Annotated in this window: 13 protein-coding genes and 1 pseudogene; 10 read left to right on the top strand and 4 right to left on the bottom strand. The window is 70.5% G+C overall.

The window, feature by feature from the left end; translation table 11 throughout:
- The 3 genes from ACFXGI_RS24825 to meaB all read left to right on the top strand — a co-directional run.
- Window positions 1–1,772 (top strand): methylmalonyl-CoA mutase family protein (locus tag ACFXGI_RS24825; RefSeq protein ID WP_384710560.1); only part of this gene is annotated, 1,772 nt, incomplete at its 5' end.
- Complete coding sequence (gene scpA / locus ACFXGI_RS24830) at window positions 1,769–3,955, top strand: methylmalonyl-CoA mutase (protein WP_384710563.1); 2,187 nt, start codon at window positions 1,769–1,771, stop codon at window positions 3,953–3,955. The genes ACFXGI_RS24825 and scpA, both read left to right, overlap by 4 nt.
- 10 nt (window positions 3,956–3,965) lie before the next feature.
- Window positions 3,966–4,970, top strand: coding sequence for a methylmalonyl Co-A mutase-associated GTPase MeaB (gene meaB / locus ACFXGI_RS24835; RefSeq protein WP_384710566.1), 1,005 nt, complete (start codon window positions 3,966–3,968; stop codon window positions 4,968–4,970).
- A gap of 75 nt (window positions 4,971–5,045) precedes the next feature.
- On the opposite strand, the gene ACFXGI_RS24840 is transcribed toward meaB, so the two are convergent.
- Window positions 5,046–6,047, bottom strand: coding sequence for an asparaginase (locus tag ACFXGI_RS24840; RefSeq protein ID WP_384710569.1), 1,002 nt, complete (start codon window positions 6,045–6,047; stop codon window positions 5,046–5,048).
- A gap of 132 nt (window positions 6,048–6,179) precedes the next feature.
- Here ACFXGI_RS24840 and ACFXGI_RS24845 point away from each other — a divergent pair, with 132 nt between their 5' ends.
- The 5 genes from ACFXGI_RS24845 (at window position 6,180) to ACFXGI_RS24865 (ending at window position 10,917) form a co-directional block, all read left to right on the top strand.
- Window positions 6,180–6,629: an Lrp/AsnC family transcriptional regulator gene (locus ACFXGI_RS24845; protein ID WP_384710572.1), complete on the top strand. Its 450-nt coding sequence runs from the start codon at window positions 6,180–6,182 to the stop codon at window positions 6,627–6,629.
- A gap of 255 nt (window positions 6,630–6,884) precedes the next feature.
- Complete coding sequence (locus ACFXGI_RS24850) at window positions 6,885–7,298, top strand: hypothetical protein (protein WP_384710575.1); 414 nt, start codon at window positions 6,885–6,887, stop codon at window positions 7,296–7,298.
- Window positions 7,295–7,879 carry a caspase domain-containing protein gene (locus ACFXGI_RS24855; RefSeq protein ID WP_384710578.1) on the top strand — a complete coding sequence of 195 codons (585 nt, stop codon included), beginning with the start codon at window positions 7,295–7,297 and terminating at the stop codon, window positions 7,877–7,879. Before ACFXGI_RS24850 ends, ACFXGI_RS24855 begins: the two co-directional genes overlap by 4 nt.
- The gene (locus ACFXGI_RS24860) at window positions 7,876–10,575 is read left to right on the top strand and encodes a DEAD/DEAH box helicase (RefSeq protein ID WP_384710581.1); all 2,700 of its coding nucleotides are present in this window, start codon (window positions 7,876–7,878) and stop codon (window positions 10,573–10,575) included. The genes ACFXGI_RS24855 and ACFXGI_RS24860 overlap by 4 nt, the downstream gene beginning before the upstream one ends.
- Window positions 10,576–10,917: a hypothetical protein gene (locus ACFXGI_RS24865; RefSeq protein ID WP_384710584.1), complete on the top strand. Its 342-nt coding sequence runs from the start codon at window positions 10,576–10,578 to the stop codon at window positions 10,915–10,917. It begins immediately after the preceding gene.
- A 20-nt stretch (window positions 10,918–10,937) separates the two neighbouring features.
- Here ACFXGI_RS24865 and ACFXGI_RS24870 read toward each other — a convergent pair whose 3' ends face one another.
- From ACFXGI_RS24870 to ACFXGI_RS24880, 3 genes and pseudogenes are all read right to left on the bottom strand, one after another.
- Window positions 10,938–11,153, bottom strand: a complete 216-nt coding sequence (locus ACFXGI_RS24870; protein ID WP_384710587.1) for a phospholipase D-like domain-containing protein — start codon at window positions 11,151–11,153, stop codon at window positions 10,938–10,940.
- A 49-nt stretch (window positions 11,154–11,202) separates the two neighbouring features.
- Window positions 11,203–11,712 (bottom strand): annotated as a pseudogene (locus ACFXGI_RS24875) (DUF4365 domain-containing protein); the annotation flags it as partial.
- 32 nt (window positions 11,713–11,744) lie between these two features.
- On the bottom strand, window positions 11,745–14,342 hold the full coding sequence (locus tag ACFXGI_RS24880; protein ID WP_384710590.1) for a DUF262 domain-containing protein: 2,598 nt from the start codon (window positions 14,340–14,342) through the stop codon (window positions 11,745–11,747).
- Between the two features lie 98 nt (window positions 14,343–14,440).
- Between ACFXGI_RS24880 and ACFXGI_RS24885 the strand changes: the two genes are divergently transcribed.
- Window positions 14,441–16,567 carry a UvrD-helicase domain-containing protein gene (locus tag ACFXGI_RS24885; RefSeq protein ID WP_384710593.1) on the top strand — a complete coding sequence of 709 codons (2,127 nt, stop codon included), beginning with the start codon at window positions 14,441–14,443 and terminating at the stop codon, window positions 16,565–16,567.
- Between the two features lie 38 nt (window positions 16,568–16,605).
- Window positions 16,606–18,360 (top strand): hypothetical protein, encoded by a 1,755-nt coding sequence (locus ACFXGI_RS24890; RefSeq protein WP_384710596.1) that lies wholly within the window; start codon window positions 16,606–16,608, stop codon window positions 18,358–18,360.
- Window positions 18,361–18,381: the final 21 nt, after the last annotated feature.

Raw genomic sequence — 18,381 nt, forward strand, 5'->3', positions numbered from 1 at the left:
TCGAGGACGGGCTCACCACCCGCCCGCTGTACACCGCACCCGAAACGGCCGACGAGACCGGGTTTCCCGGGTTCGCTCCGTTCATACGGGGCGGCAGCCCCGCCGGCGGTACCGCCGCCGGCTGGGACGTACGCCAGCGGTACGTCGGACATGACCCCGTACGGGTGAACGAGGCTGTTCTCACCGACCTCGAGAACGGGGTCACCTCCCTCTGGCTGTCCCTGGGCAGCGGCCTCGGCGGCCTCCCCGTCGACACGCTCCCCCGCGCACTCGACGGCGTCTACCTCGACCTGGCTCCCGTCTCCCTCGACGCCGGAGCCGAATACGGCGACGCCGCCCGCGCCTTGCTGCGCCTGTACGCCGAACGGCAGGTGGCCCCCGGGGCCGCCCGCGCGAGCCTCGGCGCCGACCCGCTCGGCCACGAGGCCCGTACGGGTGAGGTCCTGGACCTCACCGACGCCGTCGGCCTCGCCCGGGAGGCGTCCGCGCACTGGCCCGGCGTCCGCACCCTCCTCGTCGACGCGCTGCCGTACCACGAGGCCGGCGGCTCGGCCGCCGAGGAGCTCGGCCTCTCCCTCGCGACCGGAGTCGCCTACCTCCGCGCCCTCACGGAAGCCGAAGGCGAAGCCGACTCCGGCGCCGACTCCCGCACCGACTCCGGCACCACCGCCGGAGCCCTCGCCGTCGACGCCGCCCTCGGACAGCTCGAGTTCCGCTACGCCGCGACCGCGGACCAGTTCCTCACGATCGCGAAGTTCCGCGCCGCGCGCCGTCTGTGGGCCCGGATCGCCGAGGCCTGCGGGGCCCCGGACGCCGGCGCCCAGCGCCAGCACGCCGTCACCTCGCCCGTGATGATGACCCGCCGCGACCCGTGGGTGAACATGCTGCGCACCACCATCGCCTGCATGGCGGCGGGCGTCGGCGGGGCCGACTCGGTCACCGTGCTCCCCTTCGACCACGAGCTGGGCCTGCCGGACGCCTTCGCGCGCCGCATCGCACGCAACACCTCCACCATCCTGCTGGAGGAATCGCACCTGGCCCGCGTCATCGACCCGGCCGGCGGCTCGTACTACGTGGAGCGCCTGACCGACGAACTCGCTCACGCCGCCTGGGAGTTCTTCCAGACGATCGAGAAGGCCGGCGGCCTCGCCGCCGCCCTGCGCTCCGGCCTGGTCGCCGACCGGCTCGCCGCCACCTGGGCCGAGCGCTCCAAGAGGCTCGCCAAGCGCCGCGAACCCATCACCGGCGTCAGCGAGTTCCCGCTGCTCTCGGAGAAGCCCCTCGACCGCGAGCCCGCCCCGGCGGGCCCCGCCGGCGGGCTGCCGCGCGTACGGCGGGACGAGGCGTACGAGGCGCTGCGCGTCCGCAGCGACGCACACCTGGCCGCGACCGGGAACCGTCCGCGGATCTTCCTCGCCGCGCTGGGACCCGCGGCGGCGCACACCGCGCGCGCCACCTTCGCCGCGAACCTGTTCCAGGCGGGCGGTGTCGAGCCCGTCCACGACCCGGTGTCGGTGGACCCGGCGACGGCCGCCGAGGCCTACGCCGCGAGCGGCGCGGACGGCATGGCCGTGCTGTGCTCCAGCGACCCGCTCTACGAGGAGCAGGCCGAGGCGGTGGCCGCGGCCCTGCGCGCGGCCGGCGCGACGACCGTGTTCCTCGCGGGCAAGCCCGGCACGTCGGCGGACGCCGTGGACGAGTACGTCTTCGCGGGCTGCGACGCGGTCGCCGTGCTGTCCTCCGTACTCGACCGGATGGGAATCGCGTCTTGAGCATCCCCGATTTCTCCGAACTCGCGCTGACCGGCGCGGGCCCGGCCGCCGGGTCCGAGGACCGGTGGCGCGCCGCCGTCAAGGAGTCCACCGGGACCGCCGCCGGCGACCTGCTGTGGGAGACCCCCGAAGGCATCGGCGTGAAGCCGCTGTACACGGGCCGGGACCTGGAGGGGCTCGACTTCCTGCGGACCTACCCGGGCGTGGCACCGTACCTGCGCGGCCCGTACCCGACGATGTACGTCAACCAGCCCTGGACGATCCGCCAGTACGCGGGATTCTCCACGGCCGAGGAGTCGAACGCCTTCTACCGGCGCAATCTCGCGGCCGGCCAGAAGGGCCTGTCGATCGCCTTCGACCTGCCCACGCACCGCGGCTACGACAGCGACCACCCGCGCGTCACGGGTGACGTCGGCATGGCGGGCGTGGCGATCGACTCCATCTACGACATGCGGCAGCTCTTCGACGGCATCCCGCTGGACAAGATGACGGTGTCGATGACGATGAACGGCGCGGTGCTGCCGGTCCTCGCCCTCTACATCGTGGCGGCGGAGGAGCAGGGCGTCTCCCCCGACAAGCTCGCCGGGACCATCCAGAACGACATCCTCAAAGAGTTCATGGTCCGCAACACCTACATCTATCCGCCCAAGCCCTCGATGCGGATCATCTCGGACATCTTCGCGTTCACCTCGCAGAACATGCCGCGGTACAACTCCATCTCGATCTCCGGGTACCACATCCAGGAGGCCGGGGCCACCGCCGACCTGGAGCTCGCGTACACCCTCGCGGACGGTGTGGAGTACCTGCGCGCCGGGCAGGCGGTCGGTCTGAACGTGGACGCCTTCGCGCCGCGCCTGTCGTTCTTCTGGGCGATCGGCATGAACTTCTTCATGGAGGTCGCGAAGCTGCGCGCCGCCCGCCTGCTGTGGGCGCGGCTCGTCAAGCAGTTCGACCCGCAGAACGCCAAGTCGCTCTCGCTGCGCACCCATTCGCAGACCTCGGGCTGGTCGCTGACCGCTCAGGACGTCTTCAACAACGTGACGCGTACGTGCATCGAGGCGATGGCGGCGACCCAGGGACACACCCAGTCGCTGCACACCAACGCCCTCGACGAGGCGCTCGCGCTGCCGACGGACTTCTCGGCGCGCATCGCCCGCAACACCCAGCTGCTGCTGCAGCAGGAGTCGGGTACCTGCCGGTCGATCGACCCGTGGGGCGGCAGCGCGTACGTCGAGAAGCTGACGTACGACCTGGCGCGCCGGGCCTGGCAGCACATCCAGGAGGTCGAGGCGGCCGGCGGCATGGCGCAGGCCATCGACGCGGGCATCCCGAAGCTGCGCGTGGAGGAGGCCGCCGCCCGCACGCAGGCGCGGATCGACTCGGGGCGCCAGCCGGTGATCGGCGTGAACAAGTACCGGGTGGAGAACGACGAGCAGATCGACGTGCTCAAGGTCGACAACTCCTCGGTGCGCACCCAGCAGATCGAGAAGCTGCGGCGGCTGCGCGAGGAGCGCGACGAGGCGGTCACGCAGGACACCCTGCGGGCGCTGACGAACGCGGCCGAGCGCGGCGACGGCAACCTGCTCGCGCTGGCGGTGGACGCGGCGCGCGCCAAGGCCACGGTGGGTGAGATCTCGGACGCACTGGAGAAGGTGTACGGGCGGCACGCGAGCCAGATCCGTACGATCTCGGGTGTGTACCGCACCGAGGCAGGAGAGTCCCCGAACGTGGAGCGCACGCGTGCGCTGGTCGACCGGTTCGAGGAGGCGGAGGGCCGCCGTCCGCGTGTCCTGGTCGCCAAGATGGGCCAGGACGGGCACGACCGCGGCCAGAAGGTGATCGCGACCGCCTTCGCCGACCTGGGCTTCGACGTGGACGTCGGCCCGCTGTTCCAGACCCCGGCGGAGGTGGCCCGCCAGGCCGTCGAGGCGGACGTCCACGTGGTGGGCGTGTCGTCGCTGGCGGCCGGCCACCTGACCCTCGTACCGGCGCTGCGCGAGCAGTTGGCGGAGGAGGGGCGCGAGGACATCATGATCGTGGTGGGCGGGGTGATCCCGCCGGCCGACGTGCCGACGCTGCTGGAGATGGGCGCGGCGGCGGTGTTCCCGCCCGGCACGGTGATCCCGGACGCGGCCCACGACCTGGTGACGCGGCTGGCCGCGGATCTGGGCCACGAGCTGTAGGCCGCGGCCGATGCCTCCGAAGATCGAGATCGAGGCCTACGCGAAGGGGGTGCTCGACGGGAAGCGCGCGTTCATCGCGCGCGCCATCACCCTCGTCGAGTCCACCCTGCCCGCTCACCGCGCCCTGGCGCAGCAGCTGTTGACGGAACTGCTCCCCCACACGGGGCGGGCCCGCCGGATCGGGATCAGCGGGGTGCCGGGGGTCGGCAAGTCCACTTTCATCGACGCGTTCGGCACGATGCTGACGGGGCTGGGTCACCGGGTGGCGGTGCTGGCGGTGGACCCCTCCTCGAAGCGTACGGGCGGTTCCATCCTGGGCGACAAGACCCGGATGGAACGCCTGTCGGTGGACCCGGCGGCGTTCGTACGGCCCTCTCCTTCGGCCGGCACGCTGGGCGGGGTCGCGAAGGCCACCCGCGAATCCATGATCGTCATGGAGGCGGCGGGCTACGACGTGGTCCTGGTCGAGACGGTGGGCGTGGGCCAGTCGGAGACGACGGTGGCCGGCATGGTGGACTCGTTCCTCCTGCTCTCCCTGGCCCGTACGGGAGATCAGCTGCAGGGCATCAAGAAGGGTGTCCTGGAGCTGGCGGACGTCCTGGCGGTGAACAAGGCGGACGGCCCGCACGAGCGCGAAGCGAAGGCGGCGGCGCGGGAGCTGTCGGGCGCCCTGCGCCTGATGCACCCGGCGGACGCTGCCTGGACCCCGCCCGTACTCACGTGCAGTGCGCGGGAGTCGGCGGGTCTGGACGAGGTCTGGAACCGCCTGGAGCAGCACCGCCGGCTGCTGGACGCGGGCGGCCGCCTGGCGGCCAAGCGCGCGGAACAGCAGGTGGAATGGACCTGGTCGATGGTCCGTGAGGAGCTGCTGGAGCGGCTGCGCGCGAACCCGGCGGTCCGCGACCTGGCCCCCGGCCTGGAAGCAGCGGTCCGGGCCGGCGCGGTGACCCCCACCTCGGCGGCGGACCGGATCCTCGCGGCCTTCACGGACAGGGACAGTCCCGCCGGGGTGTGAGTCATGGCGGGCCACCCCGGTACGGCGGGCAGATGTGCCGGGGGCAGCGCCCCCGGCACGGTCCCGGGCCCGGGCTCAGACAGTGACCAGCGCCGGCCCGGCCGAATCCACGCTGCGCCGCAGAACGCGGACCCGGTCCGCGGCGTCCTCCGAGGCCAGCAGCGCCGAGAGCACCGCGATCCGCGCCTGCGGCGCCCGCAGCGTCCCCGTCGGGACCGCCCCCGCCGCCACCAGGTCCACGGCCCCGCCGTGCGTGTAGATCTCCGTCACGGGCCCGGCGGCGACCCGCGTGGTCAGCGCCACCAGCACGCCCCGCGCCACGGCGTCCTTCACCGCGTCCACGATCTCCGGCGTCGCGTTCCCCGCGCCGGTGCCCACCAGCACGAGGCCCCGCGCGCCCGCCGCGAGCGCCGCGTTCAGGAGCACCGGGTCCCCGTCCGCGTGGTGCATCACGACGTCCACCCGCGGCGGCACCTGCGGCATCGCGGGCAGCGGCAGCGGCTCCGGGCGCTGCGGAGCCCGCAACATCGTGACCTTGCCGAAGCCGATCTTCCCGAGCAGTTCCTTCGAGGGGTCGGCGAAGGCGTCCAGCGCCACCGCCTGGGTCTTCACCGTGCCGCGGGCCGCGTGCACCCGGCCGCCGAACGTGATCAGCACGCCGAGCCCCCGCGTACTCGCCGCGGTGAGCAGCGCGTCGTACAGGTTGCCCGGTCCGTCCCCGTCCGCTGTACCCATCGGCCGCTGCGCGCCCGTGAACACCACGGTGCGCGGGTCGTGGTGGTGCAGGTCGACGAGGAACGCCGACTCCTCCAGGGTGTCGGTGCCGTGGGTGACGACGATGCCGTCCACGCCCGGGTCGGCCAGCACCTCGTGCACCGTGCGCAGCAGGGTGAGCTGGTGGGCGGTGGTCAGCCGGGGGCTGTTCACGCTGAACAGGTCCACCACCTCGACGGTGATGTCCTTGGGCAGCGGCGCGGTGGCCATGACCTCGCGCCCGTCGGCATCGGCCGCGAAGCCTGAACCCTGCCAGCGGCTGGCTATCGTGCCGCCGGTGCTGATGACGACGATCCGTCCCATGGCCACCCTTTCTCACGTACGGGTGATACCTCGTACATCCGTCCTATCGAAAGCAATGATAGTGAGATCTACGCGCAATACGATTGCCACTTCAGGCCCACCCGTTAGATAGTCTGGGGTGATAATTGCTCCATGGACGCCATTGACCGTGAAATCTTGCGCGAGCTCCAGGCCGACGGCCGCCTCAGCAACCAGGAACTGGCCCAGCGTGTCGGCTTGACCCCCTCCCCCTGCATGCGGCGCGTACGCCAGCTCGAACAGGACGGGGTGATCCAGGGCTACCGCGCGGTGATCGCCCCCGAGGCTGTCGGCCGGGCCTTCGAGGTGCTGGTCTCCGTCGAGGTGCGCCGCGACCGCGCCGCCGTCGAGGCCTTCGAGGCGGCCCTCCAGGACATCCCCGACGTCATCGAGGCGTACCGCCTCTTCGGCAGCCCCGGCTGCCTCCTGCGCATCGCGGTGGAGGACCTCCGCGCCTACGAACGCCTCTGGATCGAAAAGCTGACGGCCCTCTCCGGCATCACCGAGGTCAACTCGCAGATCATCATGAAGCGCATCAAGGAACCGACGGGCCTGCCGGTCTAGGCGCCGAGGCCACGGCATTCACCGCTGCCTCGGCGCCCCGCCGGCCGCGCCGAAGGGGACATCACCCTCCGCGCGTTCGTCGCCCGCTTCCCCGGATTGCATCTGGCGCCCCCGCAGGAGGACTTCGATCGCACATCCATGGATTTCACGCCATTGACCAGCAAGTTTCAGCTATACGGGAGTGAGTTGACCTTCGTCTCGATAGCCTCGCGGGTCCGTGTGTCCGCAGCACGGGCGAACAGGGGGACAGTGAACGTGAGCACCAGCGGCGCGGGCCCGGCCGGCCACCGCATCTCCATCATCGACGAAGACCCGTTGCGCGCACGACGCGAAGCACGCGAACTGCTGGCCGTCATCAGCGACTCCGATCCGCACGCCGCTCTCGACATCCCCCGGCCGCCGCAGGCAGCCGAACACGACCTCCCCGTGGCCAAGGGCGGGCTGGTCACCGACCTGATCGGGCTCGTGTTCGGCGGCGGCTCCATGGTCGCCGCCGGCATTCAGATCTGGCTGGCCCGCGTGCCCCAGCGCACCATCGTCGTCACCCGGCCCGACGGGGCCACGCTGAGCATCTCCGGCAAGCAGGCCCGGGCCGACGACGAGCAGATCCAGCGGTTCCTCACCGGCGGCCCGGAGGCCGGCCCCGCGGACGGTCCGGCCGCCGAGTGAGTGACAACGACCGGTACGCCATGCTCATCGGCGTATCCACGTACGAAAGCGACCGCTACCACGATCTGCCGCCCGTCCGGGCCGACCTGCACTACATGCAGGCCGTACTGGAGAGCACCGAGATCGGCATGTACAACGACTGCGCGGTGGTCGCCGAGCCGACCCGCGCCGAGATGCTGCACGCCATCGAGACGTTCCTGGAGGAGCGGCAGTCCAGCGAGACCGCCCTGCTCTACTTCAGCGGGCACGGGGAGTTCTGCGAGGCCGACAACCAGCTGTACTTCCTCACCCGGGACGCCGACCCGGACGACCTGCCGGGCACGGCCGTGCCTGCCGAGTTCCTGGAGCGGATGCTCCAGTCCTGCCGGGCCTCCTCGAAGGTCGTGCTGCTGGACTGCTGCTCCAGCGGGTCGGTCGTCCAGGGATGGACCGCCAAGGGCGCGAGCGACACGAGCGGTCGGCCTCCACGATCCGGGCGACGAACTCGCTCCCTCTGGCCCGCTCCGTGGCCCGCTCCGTCAACCTCCCCGCGCCGCCCCGCGACCCCGCCCAAGCAGCCCAGGCCTCCCCTGCGCTGGTGAAGGCCCGGCAGCTGGCGGGGCTCGATGCCCGTGACGGCATCGACCTGCAGCGGCTGCTGCGCTACTACGTGCACTGCCTGGGTGCGCAGGCGGCGTCGGGCATGCTGCCCGACCGGGACAGCGGGCGCGGCTCCGCGTACTTCCTGCTGGGCCAAGGGTCGGAGACGATCCAGTCCGGGCTGGGATCCGCCCTGCCCGCACCCTCCCAGCTGCCGAAACCCAAGAGCACAGGTGCCCAGGCCGACGGCGCCGGGCTGCAGGAGTACTGGTACGGCTATCCCGCGGTCACCCTCCCCGAGCGGGGCGGGGACGGTCGGCGGCGCACCGCGGTACGGATCGCGCCGCTGCTGATCCAGTCGATGGAACTGGCCCCCGACGAGGACGGCCGCGACAAGCTCCGCCCGAACGGGGTGCCTTCCCTGCACACCGGGCTGATCACGGAACTGCTGGACGACGACGCTGCTGCCGACCTCCTCGCCCGCTGGCAGCCGACCTGGCAGGAGGGCAACGGCACCCAGATGGTGCGGGCAGTCCGGGAGCTCCTGACCGAGCTCGGCGTTCCGGAGCTGGAGCCCCTCGACCTGTCGGCGCTCAGCGAGCGGTCCGTGATGGACTCGCTGCGGCCCGGTGCGCACAACGCCGCCGTCCTGCTGGCTCCTTCCGGCGTGGAACGGGTCGCGAGCCAGGCGCTCGTGGACAACCTGCTCCAGATGTCCACGCGTACCGGACAGATCCCCGGCACCGCGCTGGACGCACTCCTGGCCGGCGGTGGTGACGACGGCAGCGTCGGCGGCGGCGACGCACCGTTCGTCGTCGCCCCGGGGCCGTGCAACGAGAGCCAGGAGCTGGTGATCTCGTCGGCGATGACCCGCCCGCTGACCGTTGCCACCGGGCCGCCCGGTACCGGCAAGAGCGAGGTCGTCACCGCCGTCGTCACGACTGCGGTCGCCGCCGGCCAGACCGTGCTGGTGGCGTCCACCAACAACGAGGCCGTGAATGTCGTGGCCGAACGCTGTGACGCCATCTCGCCCGGACTGCTCATGCGCACCGGCAATTCCGAAGCGCTCCAGCGCGAAGCGGCCAAGCTCGAGCGGCTTCTTGCCCAGCCCGTAGAGGCGCCGGGGCGCGGTTCGGCGACCGTGGCCGGCGAGCTCCGCAACCGGCACGCCCGATCGGCCGCCCATCGGGCAGAGGCCGCACGGCTGGTGGGCGAGGAGACCCGCGTTCTGGATCTGCTGCGGCAGCGCGCCCGGCGGGCCGACGAGCTCGGACTGCCGGTGGAGCTACTGGAAGGGGCATGGTCCGGCAGCGAGACGGCGGCGGCCTCCCGGTGGGAGGAGCGGGCCCGCAAGGCTGCCGCAGCGGGATGGCTCTCCCTCGGCCGATGGCGCAGGGGGCGGGCCCTCTCGGCGTTCGTCGCGGCATCGGGTCCCGATCCAGCCGCCCCGTGGCCGTCCTGGGCCTCGGGGCGACCGGCTCCGCCCGAGCTCCTCCTCGCCCTGGCGGAGGCCGTGGCCGTGGAGAGCGCGGTGCGGGAACGCGTACCGCAGCTCCTGGCCCAGGACGAGGACGAGCTCAAGCGCGTGCGCCTGGAAAGTGCCGCCGGGCTGTCGGCGGCTTCGGGCGAGCTCGCACGCGCCCTGGCGTCCGAGGCCATGGTCCGAGGGCGCTCCCTCATGGGCCAGCGGCTCCAGGCGCTGCGCCGGCGCTCCGGCTTCCAGAAGAGCCAGCGGAACCTGATGACGCACCTCAAGGGGTGGGCCATCAGCACGCACTCCGTGCGCCAGCTGGAGCTCGTTCCGAAGCTCTTCGACCTGGTGGTGATCGACGAGGCGAGCCAGTGCTCGATCCCGTCGGTCCTGCCCCTGCTCTTCCGGGCCAAGCGGGCACTGATCATCGGTGACCCGATGCAGCTCGGCCACATTCCCGGCATCACCGCGCAGCAGGAACGCCAGGCACGGGTACGGGCCGGACTGAGCGCGGCCCAGCTGGAGGACCACCGGCTCGCCTACCACGTGTACGCCTCGTACCACGCGGCGGCACAGCACGGGGAGGCGGCGCTGCTGCTCGACGAGCACTACCGCTGCCACCCGGCGATCGCGGACATCGTCAACGGCTACTGCTACGAGGGCCAATTGCAGGTCCTCACCGATGTCCGACGCCAGGTCCCTGCGTCGGACCCCTTCGGCAAGGCCGATCCGGCCCCGGTGCTCGGCTGGGTGGACGTGCCGCACGGCGAGTCCGCACGGGGCAGCGGCGATCGGTCCTGGCGCAACGCGGCGGAGGCCGGGCGGGTGCGGGAGACGGTGGACGATCTGCTGCTGCGCCTGCCCGAGGACGCGACGGTCGGTGTGGTGACCCCGTTCAAGGCCCAGAAGGAGGCCCTGGCGCGTGTCTGGGCGGACGACGAGCGGGTCCGCGTGGGCACCGTGCACGCGTTCCAGGGAGGGCAGCGCGATGTGATGGTGCTCAGCCCGGTGGCGACGGGCAACACCCCGCCGCGTACGACGCATTGGGTGGCCGGTCAGGTCAACCTGTGGAACGTGGCGGTCACCCGGGCGAAATCGCAGCTGATCACCGTGGGCAGCCACGCCTTCTGGCAGGAGCAGGCAGGACTCCCCGCGCTGCTCGCCGAACGGTCGACGGTCCTGCGCACGGGGGCGTCCGCCGACCAGGACACGGCCGGCAGGGCGTAGGTGGCCTCCGGCTTCCGCGAAGAGCTGGCCGACCGGCTCCAGGAATACCTGAGCACACGCGGCATCACCGATCTGGAGCGCGCGGCGGTGGTCGGCGGACACACCGTGGACCTGCTGTTCACGGCGGACGGTGCGAACACCGCGGTCCTGATCGACACCGGCCCCCGGCACGACCAGGACCCGGCCCGTCACCTGCGCCTGCACCACGCGCGCGGCGACCTGCTGATCGGCCTGCCCTCCGGCGGCGCCGGGGCAAAGACCGGCCCGGTGACCCGCACGATCCGGGTACCGGCCTGGAGGATCACGGCCGGCGGAGCGGTGCTGGACCCGCTCTTCACCTGACCGGGCGAGAAGGCCAGGGCCTACCAGAGACGTCGGAGCACTCCGGTGCGTTGAAGCTCCTGCACGTGCTCCAGGGCACGGACGGGAGCGGAACCGCCCTTGATCAGTATTCCCGCTTCGATGTTGCGGTCCACCCCGGCCTGGGTGAAGTTGGCGCTGGTCGTCAGCAAGGTGCGCTGGTCGGCCACTGCCAGTTTCGCGTGGGTCTTGGCTCCGGGCTCCTTCCGGTTGGGCAACGGCTTCCCGTAGCGCTGTCACCAGCGGTTCGTAGAACTCGCGCAATGCATCGACGGTCAGCAGATTCTCGCGCGGCACAGTGGCAGTCACGCTCTTCTTCCCCTGCTGGCGCGGCAGGTGCTGGTGTTCCAGTGACGCCCGATAGGCGAAGTGGTGCGGGGTCAATGCCCGTTCGTGCACCTGGATGTACTTGGCGGGGTCTTGTGGCACCACGACCACGACGAGGAAGCAGGGCACCTGCCGGTGGCCAGGGAGCCGCTTGAACTGCTCGATCGACAAGGAGATCTTGAATCCGCCCTCGACGGGCTCGAACTCGCCGACCCGGCGGGTCTTCACCTGGAGTGCGATCTGGACGTCCAGCTCCGGGTCCTCGTGGTCCCGGCCCAGGATCAGGTCCTTGCCGATGTCCGGATAGGGCACAGCCACCTGGAATCCGGCCGCCGCGGCGATCTCCGGTCGCAGGCCACTCACCACGCACCCACGCCCGGAGTGACACCGATCACTGCACGGGCACGCTACCCGGGCAGTGATCTTCACGGAAGGGTGCGATCCGGCCACTCATCGAGGGTGCGGGCGTCGAACGGTCCGTGTCAGAACACGGCCCGCGCGCTCTCCTCATCGAACGGACGGCGGGCCTCCGCCAGCGCCACCTCGTGAACGAACCACTCCAGTACCGCCCTGATGGCCTCACCCTGACCGGCGAAGACCTCCAACGCAAAGGACGGACGCAGGTCGAGCTTGGCCTCGGCCAGCTCGATGCCGTCCACGGCGTTGAACTGCTCCATCAGCGCACGGCGCAACGGCTCGTCGTCGAAGGGCGGCCGCCGCTTCAGGTACTGGAAGACCACCTCGACGGTACCGCTCACGGGATAGATCGCGATCGGCCACAGCGCACGCGAGTCGTTCGACCCTCCGGCATCCAACGTCGGGAAGCAGCTGGTCTCGTTCTTCTTGCCGTAGACCTGGTGTCCGCCCTGCTCCTCCCAGAACCGCAGCACGGCCAGGACGCCCTCGACGACCTCGGGCGTCTGGTTGTCACGGAGCAGCGCTTCGAAGCGGCCGGCTGCGGTCGCCTCCGCCTGCTCCCCGCCGCGTGCCGCCGGCACGGGGAGGTTCTCCTCGGGGATTTCCCCGCACACCAACACGGCGAGATCGGAAGCGGTCAGCCGGTGGGACTTGCCGGCCCGGCCGTTGTCGTCGAAAGGAACCCCTTCCGCTTCGAGGATCTCCTGGGGATCGCCGGAATGCCGGTCGTCCGTCCAGCGGAACCCTTCCGCGATCCGTCCGTCCGCGGTCAGTACGCGATAGGCGCAGTGGAGGCCCGCTTTGGAGGACACGTGGTGACCGACTGCGATGGCGCTGGTGCCGATGACACCGGCCAGGTCGCCGTACGACGTCCATGTCCCGGCCGGAACGGCCAGCAGGATCTCGCGCAGCTCCCGCCAGCCCGCCCACTCGTCATCGGCGTGGACGACCCCTTCCAGCGGGCCGGGCCACAACCGCACGGCCCGGTCGGCCAGGTCCTCGGCGCGGGCAGCGATTTCCGCACGGCCCCACCGCTCCTGCGCCGCGATCCGCTGGTTCATGCGCAGGGCACTGGCGTCCAGCAGTTCCTGCTTGCGGCGGAACGGGTGGTTGGAGAGCTTCGCGTTCTCACCCGTGAGGGTCAGGTTCCCGAGGGTGTGCACGAGCAGCCCGTGGATCTCCTCGGGGCTCTCGCCGTCCCCGACTTCCTCCGCGAGCAGGTCGAACCATTGCTGGGCCGGGCGCTGCGGCAGTACGTGCTCGACGGTGAGCTTCGCCTGGGCATAGTCGACCGGCTCGCTCGACCCGTGGCTCTCCTCCAGCCTGCGCAGGATCTGGAAGCGCTGGTTGCTGCGGCCGCTCTTGTAGAACGGCCGGGTACGGATGGCCTCTCGGACGGCATCGTCGCCGGGCCATGCCCGCGGACCGGTGCGGTTGCGCGACAGGAAGCGCCGTACCGCCTCGGCCGGAGAGCCATCCTTGTCGAGCTCCTTGGGGAGCTCCATGAAGACCCGGTTGCTGCCCGTCGTGGACAGGCCCGCGAAGAGGCGGCGCACCATGTAGCTCTCGGCGTAGGCGAGCGCGGCGGCAGCCTCGTCGGCCGTGGCACTGCCCTCGTCCACCAGGTCGAGGAGGTGCAGTGCGAGGGGGTAGTGGACCTGGCCGCCCCACCGCGACAGGCGTTCCAGCACCGTTCGCACCTGCGGGTCGGGCTCCCTTTCGGGCTCCACGATCCGCATCAGCCGGTCCGCGCGCAGGGCGAGACGGGCGATCTCGGCCTCCAGAGCCTCCTCGTCACCACTCAGCGGTTCGAGGCGCTTCTTCTGGTCCCGGTAGATCTCGCCCTGGCGTGCGCGGCTATTGCCTCCGACGACCAGGTCGAGCCAGACCAGCAGTTCGAGATTGCCCGGGCCCAGCAGTTCCTGCATGGGCAGCCACCGCTTGCGGTAGACCTCCTCCCCTCTGGTGGGCAGGCACATGAAGAGGTAGTTGCGCAGTAGGTCGCTCTGGCTGAGCCCCACACCCGTGTTGTTGATCGACTCGAAGATCCGGTAGACGTTGTCGCCCTCGGCCGCGGTGATCGCGACGATGGACAGGCAGTCACCCAGCACTGATTCGACCTCGTCCAACCAGGCCTCGCCACCGCTGTCGGTTCCGCCGGCCAGTGCGGCGACGAAGAAGCGGTACGCCGCACCCACGTTTCCGGCGCCACCGGCCTTGGGCAGGCTGTCCACACAGGCGATATAAGCCTCCCGGTCGGCCTGCGTCGGCAGCAGGCGGTAGCTGTCCGTGCCGTCCTGGTAGGTGTTGACCAGGAGCAGGTCGTTGATCCGGGCGGCCTTCTTGTCCGCACCGCGGCCGCGGTGATGGTCCCGCAGGGCGGTGAACGCGAGCATCAGGGTGGTCATCCGCTGCTGGCCGTCGACGACGAGCCAGCGCTGCATCCCGCCCGCGGCGATCCGCTCGGGTGCCAGGACCACGGAACCCAGGAAGTGGCCGCTGGCGGCCCTGCCCTCCAGGCGGTCCTCGACGAGCTCCTGCACGTCGTCCCACAACTGCTGGAGCTCCTCCCGCTGCCAGCTGTACGTACGCTGGTAGAGAGGGACTTGGAACTGCTTCTCCCCCTGGACCAGCTTGCTGAACGTGGTCTCCTGTGCGTGCACGCGCGTACCCTCCCCGACCGATGCGGCCCGCCATTGTCTCCCGTGTCGTACGGTGATCAACCGAAAGTTCAGTACTCGTCACCGGTTCGGGAGCTCGCATGGCGACACTGGGAATCCACAAGGACTTCCTCCTGGAGTTCGCCAAGCTGGAGAAACCGGTCCAGAAGCGGGTGTACGAGTCCTTCGACAAGTTCCGCGAGCACCAGCACGCCGGGCTCCACCTGGAGAAGCTGGAAAATCCCCGCGATCCCAGGATCCGAACCATCCGCATCACCAAGTTCATGCGGGGTGTTGTCCTCGCCCCGGATTCCGGCGACAGCTATCTGCTGCTCAAAGTGATGGCACACGACGACGCCATCGCCTGGGCACTGAGCCACCGGGCCACGGTCAACTCGGCAACCCAGGGAATCGAACTGCGTGACGACGTTGCCCTGGAACGCGCGGCCGTCCACGCCCGGAAGGACTCCCCCGCGCCGCCGGCAGCACTCTTCGCCCACGTCGCCGACAAGGAGCTGACCCGTCTCGGCGTCGACCCCGACCTGCTGCCCCTGGTCCGGAACCTCAACGACGAGACGCACCTCGACGCGCTGCGCAAGATCCTCCCGGAACAGCAGTACGACGTCCTCGCCGGCCTGGCCGCCGGACTGACCCCGGAGGAGGTCTGGCGGGAGTCCGTCGCCGTTCACGCCGAGCAGGCCGCAGCAGAGGAACAGCACGGTCAAGAGGACGAGCTCGCCGCTGCCATGGCCCGCTCCCAGGGCCGTATCGCCCTGTTGTCGGGGCCCGATGAACTGCTGGACATGCTGTCCAGGCCGTTCGACGCATGGCGGGTATTCCTGCATCCCAGCCAACAGCGCATCGCCTACCGACCCTCGTACAACGGTCCGGCCCGCGTGAGCGGCGGGCCCGGCACCGGGAAGACCGTGGTGGCCTTGCACCGGGCCCTCCACCTGGCCCGGCGGCTGCCTCCCGGGGCGCCGGACGGCGCGATCCTGCTCACGACCTACACCCGGGACCTCGCCGCCGATCTGCGGCGCGGTCTCGAACTGCTCGTGCCCGACGATTCGCTGGCCGCGAAGATCCACGTCGTCAACATCGACGCCCTGGCCAATCAGCTCGTACGCGACGACCGCGGGAGTCGGATCGCCATTCTGGCCGGTCAAAAGGAAATCCACGCGCGCTGGAACCGGATCGCCCAGCACCTCGGCATCGAGTTCAGCGACGTCTTCCTCGACCAGGAATGGCGGCAGGTCGTCCTCGCCCAGGACCTGCGCTCACCCGAGGCGTACCTCAAGGCCTCCCGCACGGGCCGGGGTGCCGCGTTGAGCCCGCTGCGGCGCGCACAGGTCTGGCGCGCCGTGGAAGCGTTCACCCGGGAGCTCCGGCAGGCCGACGAGTGGACTTTCCTCCAGGTGTGCGCGGAGGCGGCCCGGTTGCTGGAACCGCGCACCGACCGGCCGTTTCGTCATGTCGTGGTTGACGAGGCTCAGGACCTGCACCCCGTGCAGTGGCGCATGCTCAGAGGGCTGGTCGCCCCCGGACCCGACGACCTGTTCATCGCCGGGGACACGCACCAGCGCATTTACGGGAACAAGGTGTCCCTTCGCGGCCTGGGCATCAACGTCAGCGGAAGGTCGCAGCGACTGCGCGTCAACTACCGCACCACACGCGAAATCCTGCAGTGGTCCACGGCGCTGCTCAGCGGCGAGAGCACGGACGACATGGACGGCGGCGTCGAAACCCTCGCAGGCCTGCGGTCCGTGCTGCGCGGCGCACGACCGGATCTGCACGGGTCGGCCAGCAGGACCGAAGAGATGACCGGCCTCACCGCACGCATCGCGCAGTGGGTGAGCGATGGACTGGAGCCCGGCGAGATCGGCGTGGCCGTGCGGCACCTTCCACTCGGCAAAGAGGTGGCGCAGGCGCTCGCACTGACCGGTATCCCGGCCCATGTACTGGGTACTTCCCGTACACCAGGCGACGGCGTCAGCATCGGAACGATGCACCGGATGAAGGGGCTCGAATTCCGGTGCGTCGCGGTCGTGGGCGTGAGCCACGGTGTGATTCCGCTGCCGGCTGCCCTGACGTCGGAGGACGTGGACGCGCAGCAGCACAAGGACGATCTCCTGAGCGAGTTGAACCTCTTGTTCGTCGCCTGCACTCGCGCACGCGAGGAACTTCGGGTCTCCTGGCACGGGACGCCGAGTCCGTTCCTCGCACTCTGATACGGCGCCGCGCCGAACCGTGCGCAGCCAGGGCCACGATGCGTGCGAGAACCCTACGGATCGTCAGACCGCGCGGACATCCTGTCGACGCGTACGACATGACTGACGCTGTCGCCGCCCGGCATGCGGCAAAAACGGCCGAACGCGAGCGCCTGACTCGTGCGCGGGAACGGCGAGAAGGCCGGGACCCCTCTGCGGTGAGCGGCTTCGTCCAGCGCAAGTGGCGTTGGCTCGGCGTAGGCGGCAGCGATGCGGTCGAAGCAGTACTGGCCATGCTGGCAGAGTCGGTGGAGGCCGCCGGGATATCCGAGGCGGACAAGGCAGTGCTCGACCGCGCGCTCGAAGGGGATCCGGATCGCGCCGACTTGCTGCCCGCGGTGCGCTCAGCCCTCGCACACCTACCGCCCGCATCGGTCCTCGGCCACATGCGGAACCTGTGGGCGGGCGGTGTGCGGTGGCTCACCGAAGAGGGCCTGGAACGGTGCCGACTGTTATGTTCGACGGCTCCGAGCCTGGACCTCGTCAGCAAGCGGTCCCATACGGTGGTGGGCGGTCCCGCCTTCTCCCTCTTCGCGACCGCCGCCACCCGGGGTGCAGTGCCCGTGCCGAACCGGTACCTGGACGGACTTCTCCCGTGGGCCCCCCTGACCGTCCTCGACGATCTCGTCGACCACGGTGGCCTGCTGGCCGAAGACGAACCTTGGACGGCGCGCGACGAGCGGGAGGCCCTGTACCTGCGCGCCCGTCTCGCGCCGGAGAAGATCACTGACGAGGAGGCGTCGAGGCTCGGCTGGCAGGGGTTCCTGCGCCGGCAGTCCTTCCTGCGCGGTGAAGCGCTCACCCGGCAGGATCCGGATGACGTGTGGGATCTCCTGTACGACGTCGTCCTGGACAACGACCTGACCGTGTTCGACGCACTCGACGCGGCTCTGCCTCGGACCCAGCAGATCGAACTGCGCGACCTCAAGTCGGGTGCGCTGTCCGGACAATGGCCGCCGAGCATGGGTGAGGACCGCGGACTCTGGCAGCTGATGGCCACACTGTGGAAACCACGGGACATCGTCGACGCCGGACGCAGCCCCTTCTACGCACTCGTCGCCGTGAACCGGGCCTACGATCTGCTCAAGGAGGGCGATCTGGAGGCGGCAGCCCGCCAGGCGCACTCCCTTACGCGTGGTGGCGGCAGCAGCCGGAAGATCTCTGCCGAGTTGGTGCAGGAGGGCTGCGCCATCGCCGCCTACGCGGCTGCGGGACAGAGCGAGCAGGTCGAGTCGATCACGGTCAGAGACAAACTGCTCGACTCCGCGGAGAAGTACGCCGAGATGGCTGCGGAGCAGGGAGACTCCCTCGCCCTGCGCAACCTCCGGCTCCTGCGTGCCTGGAGGGAGACAAGGCGGAATTACCGAGGCCCGTTCGGCAATCCCTTCTTCGAAATCGGTCTGGACCACGGCGCCGACGGATGGGAGGAACGCTGCCGAGAGGTCTTCCGCCGGAACGAGGGCGACACCAAGGCCCAGTCCGCCCTGAACATGGCGGAGGAGCGTATCCGTGGGGCGCTGCGCAACGAGGCAGGCTGGGACGTCTTTTACCGGCTGCCACTGGACCCGGCCCGTTACTCGATGCCGTCCCAAGTGCCGCGGCATCTCGTGCCCCCGGTGGAGGCCCTGCCACGCAGAACGCCGGTGACGAATGGAGGGGAACTGGAGAGCATCCGGGCCCGTGCCGCCGTCGAACTCCTCGACGACTTCCGGACCACAGCCCCGCATCTCGACCGCCACGGTCCCACGCGATGACCTCGTCGCAGTCCGCGCATT

The sequence above is a fragment of the Streptomyces sp. NPDC059355 genome (assembly GCF_042752335.1).
Lineage (GTDB): Bacteria > Actinomycetota > Actinomycetes > Streptomycetales > Streptomycetaceae > Streptomyces.

Bases quoted from the DNA above. Each gene is read 5' to 3' on its own strand.
- meaB (WP_384710566.1), top strand. From the start codon at position 3,966: ATGCCTCCGAAGATCGAGATCGAGGCCTACGCGAAGGGGGTGCTCGAC.
- ACFXGI_RS24840 (WP_384710569.1), bottom strand. From the start codon at position 6,047: ATGGGACGGATCGTCGTCATCAGCACCGGCGGCACGATAGCCAGCCGC.
- ACFXGI_RS24845 (WP_384710572.1), top strand. From the start codon at position 6,180: ATGGACGCCATTGACCGTGAAATCTTGCGCGAGCTCCAGGCCGACGGC.
- ACFXGI_RS24885 (WP_384710593.1), top strand. From the start codon at position 14,441: ATGGCGACACTGGGAATCCACAAGGACTTCCTCCTGGAGTTCGCCAAG.
- ACFXGI_RS24890 (WP_384710596.1), top strand. From the start codon at position 16,606: ATGCGTGCGAGAACCCTACGGATCGTCAGACCGCGCGGACATCCTGTC.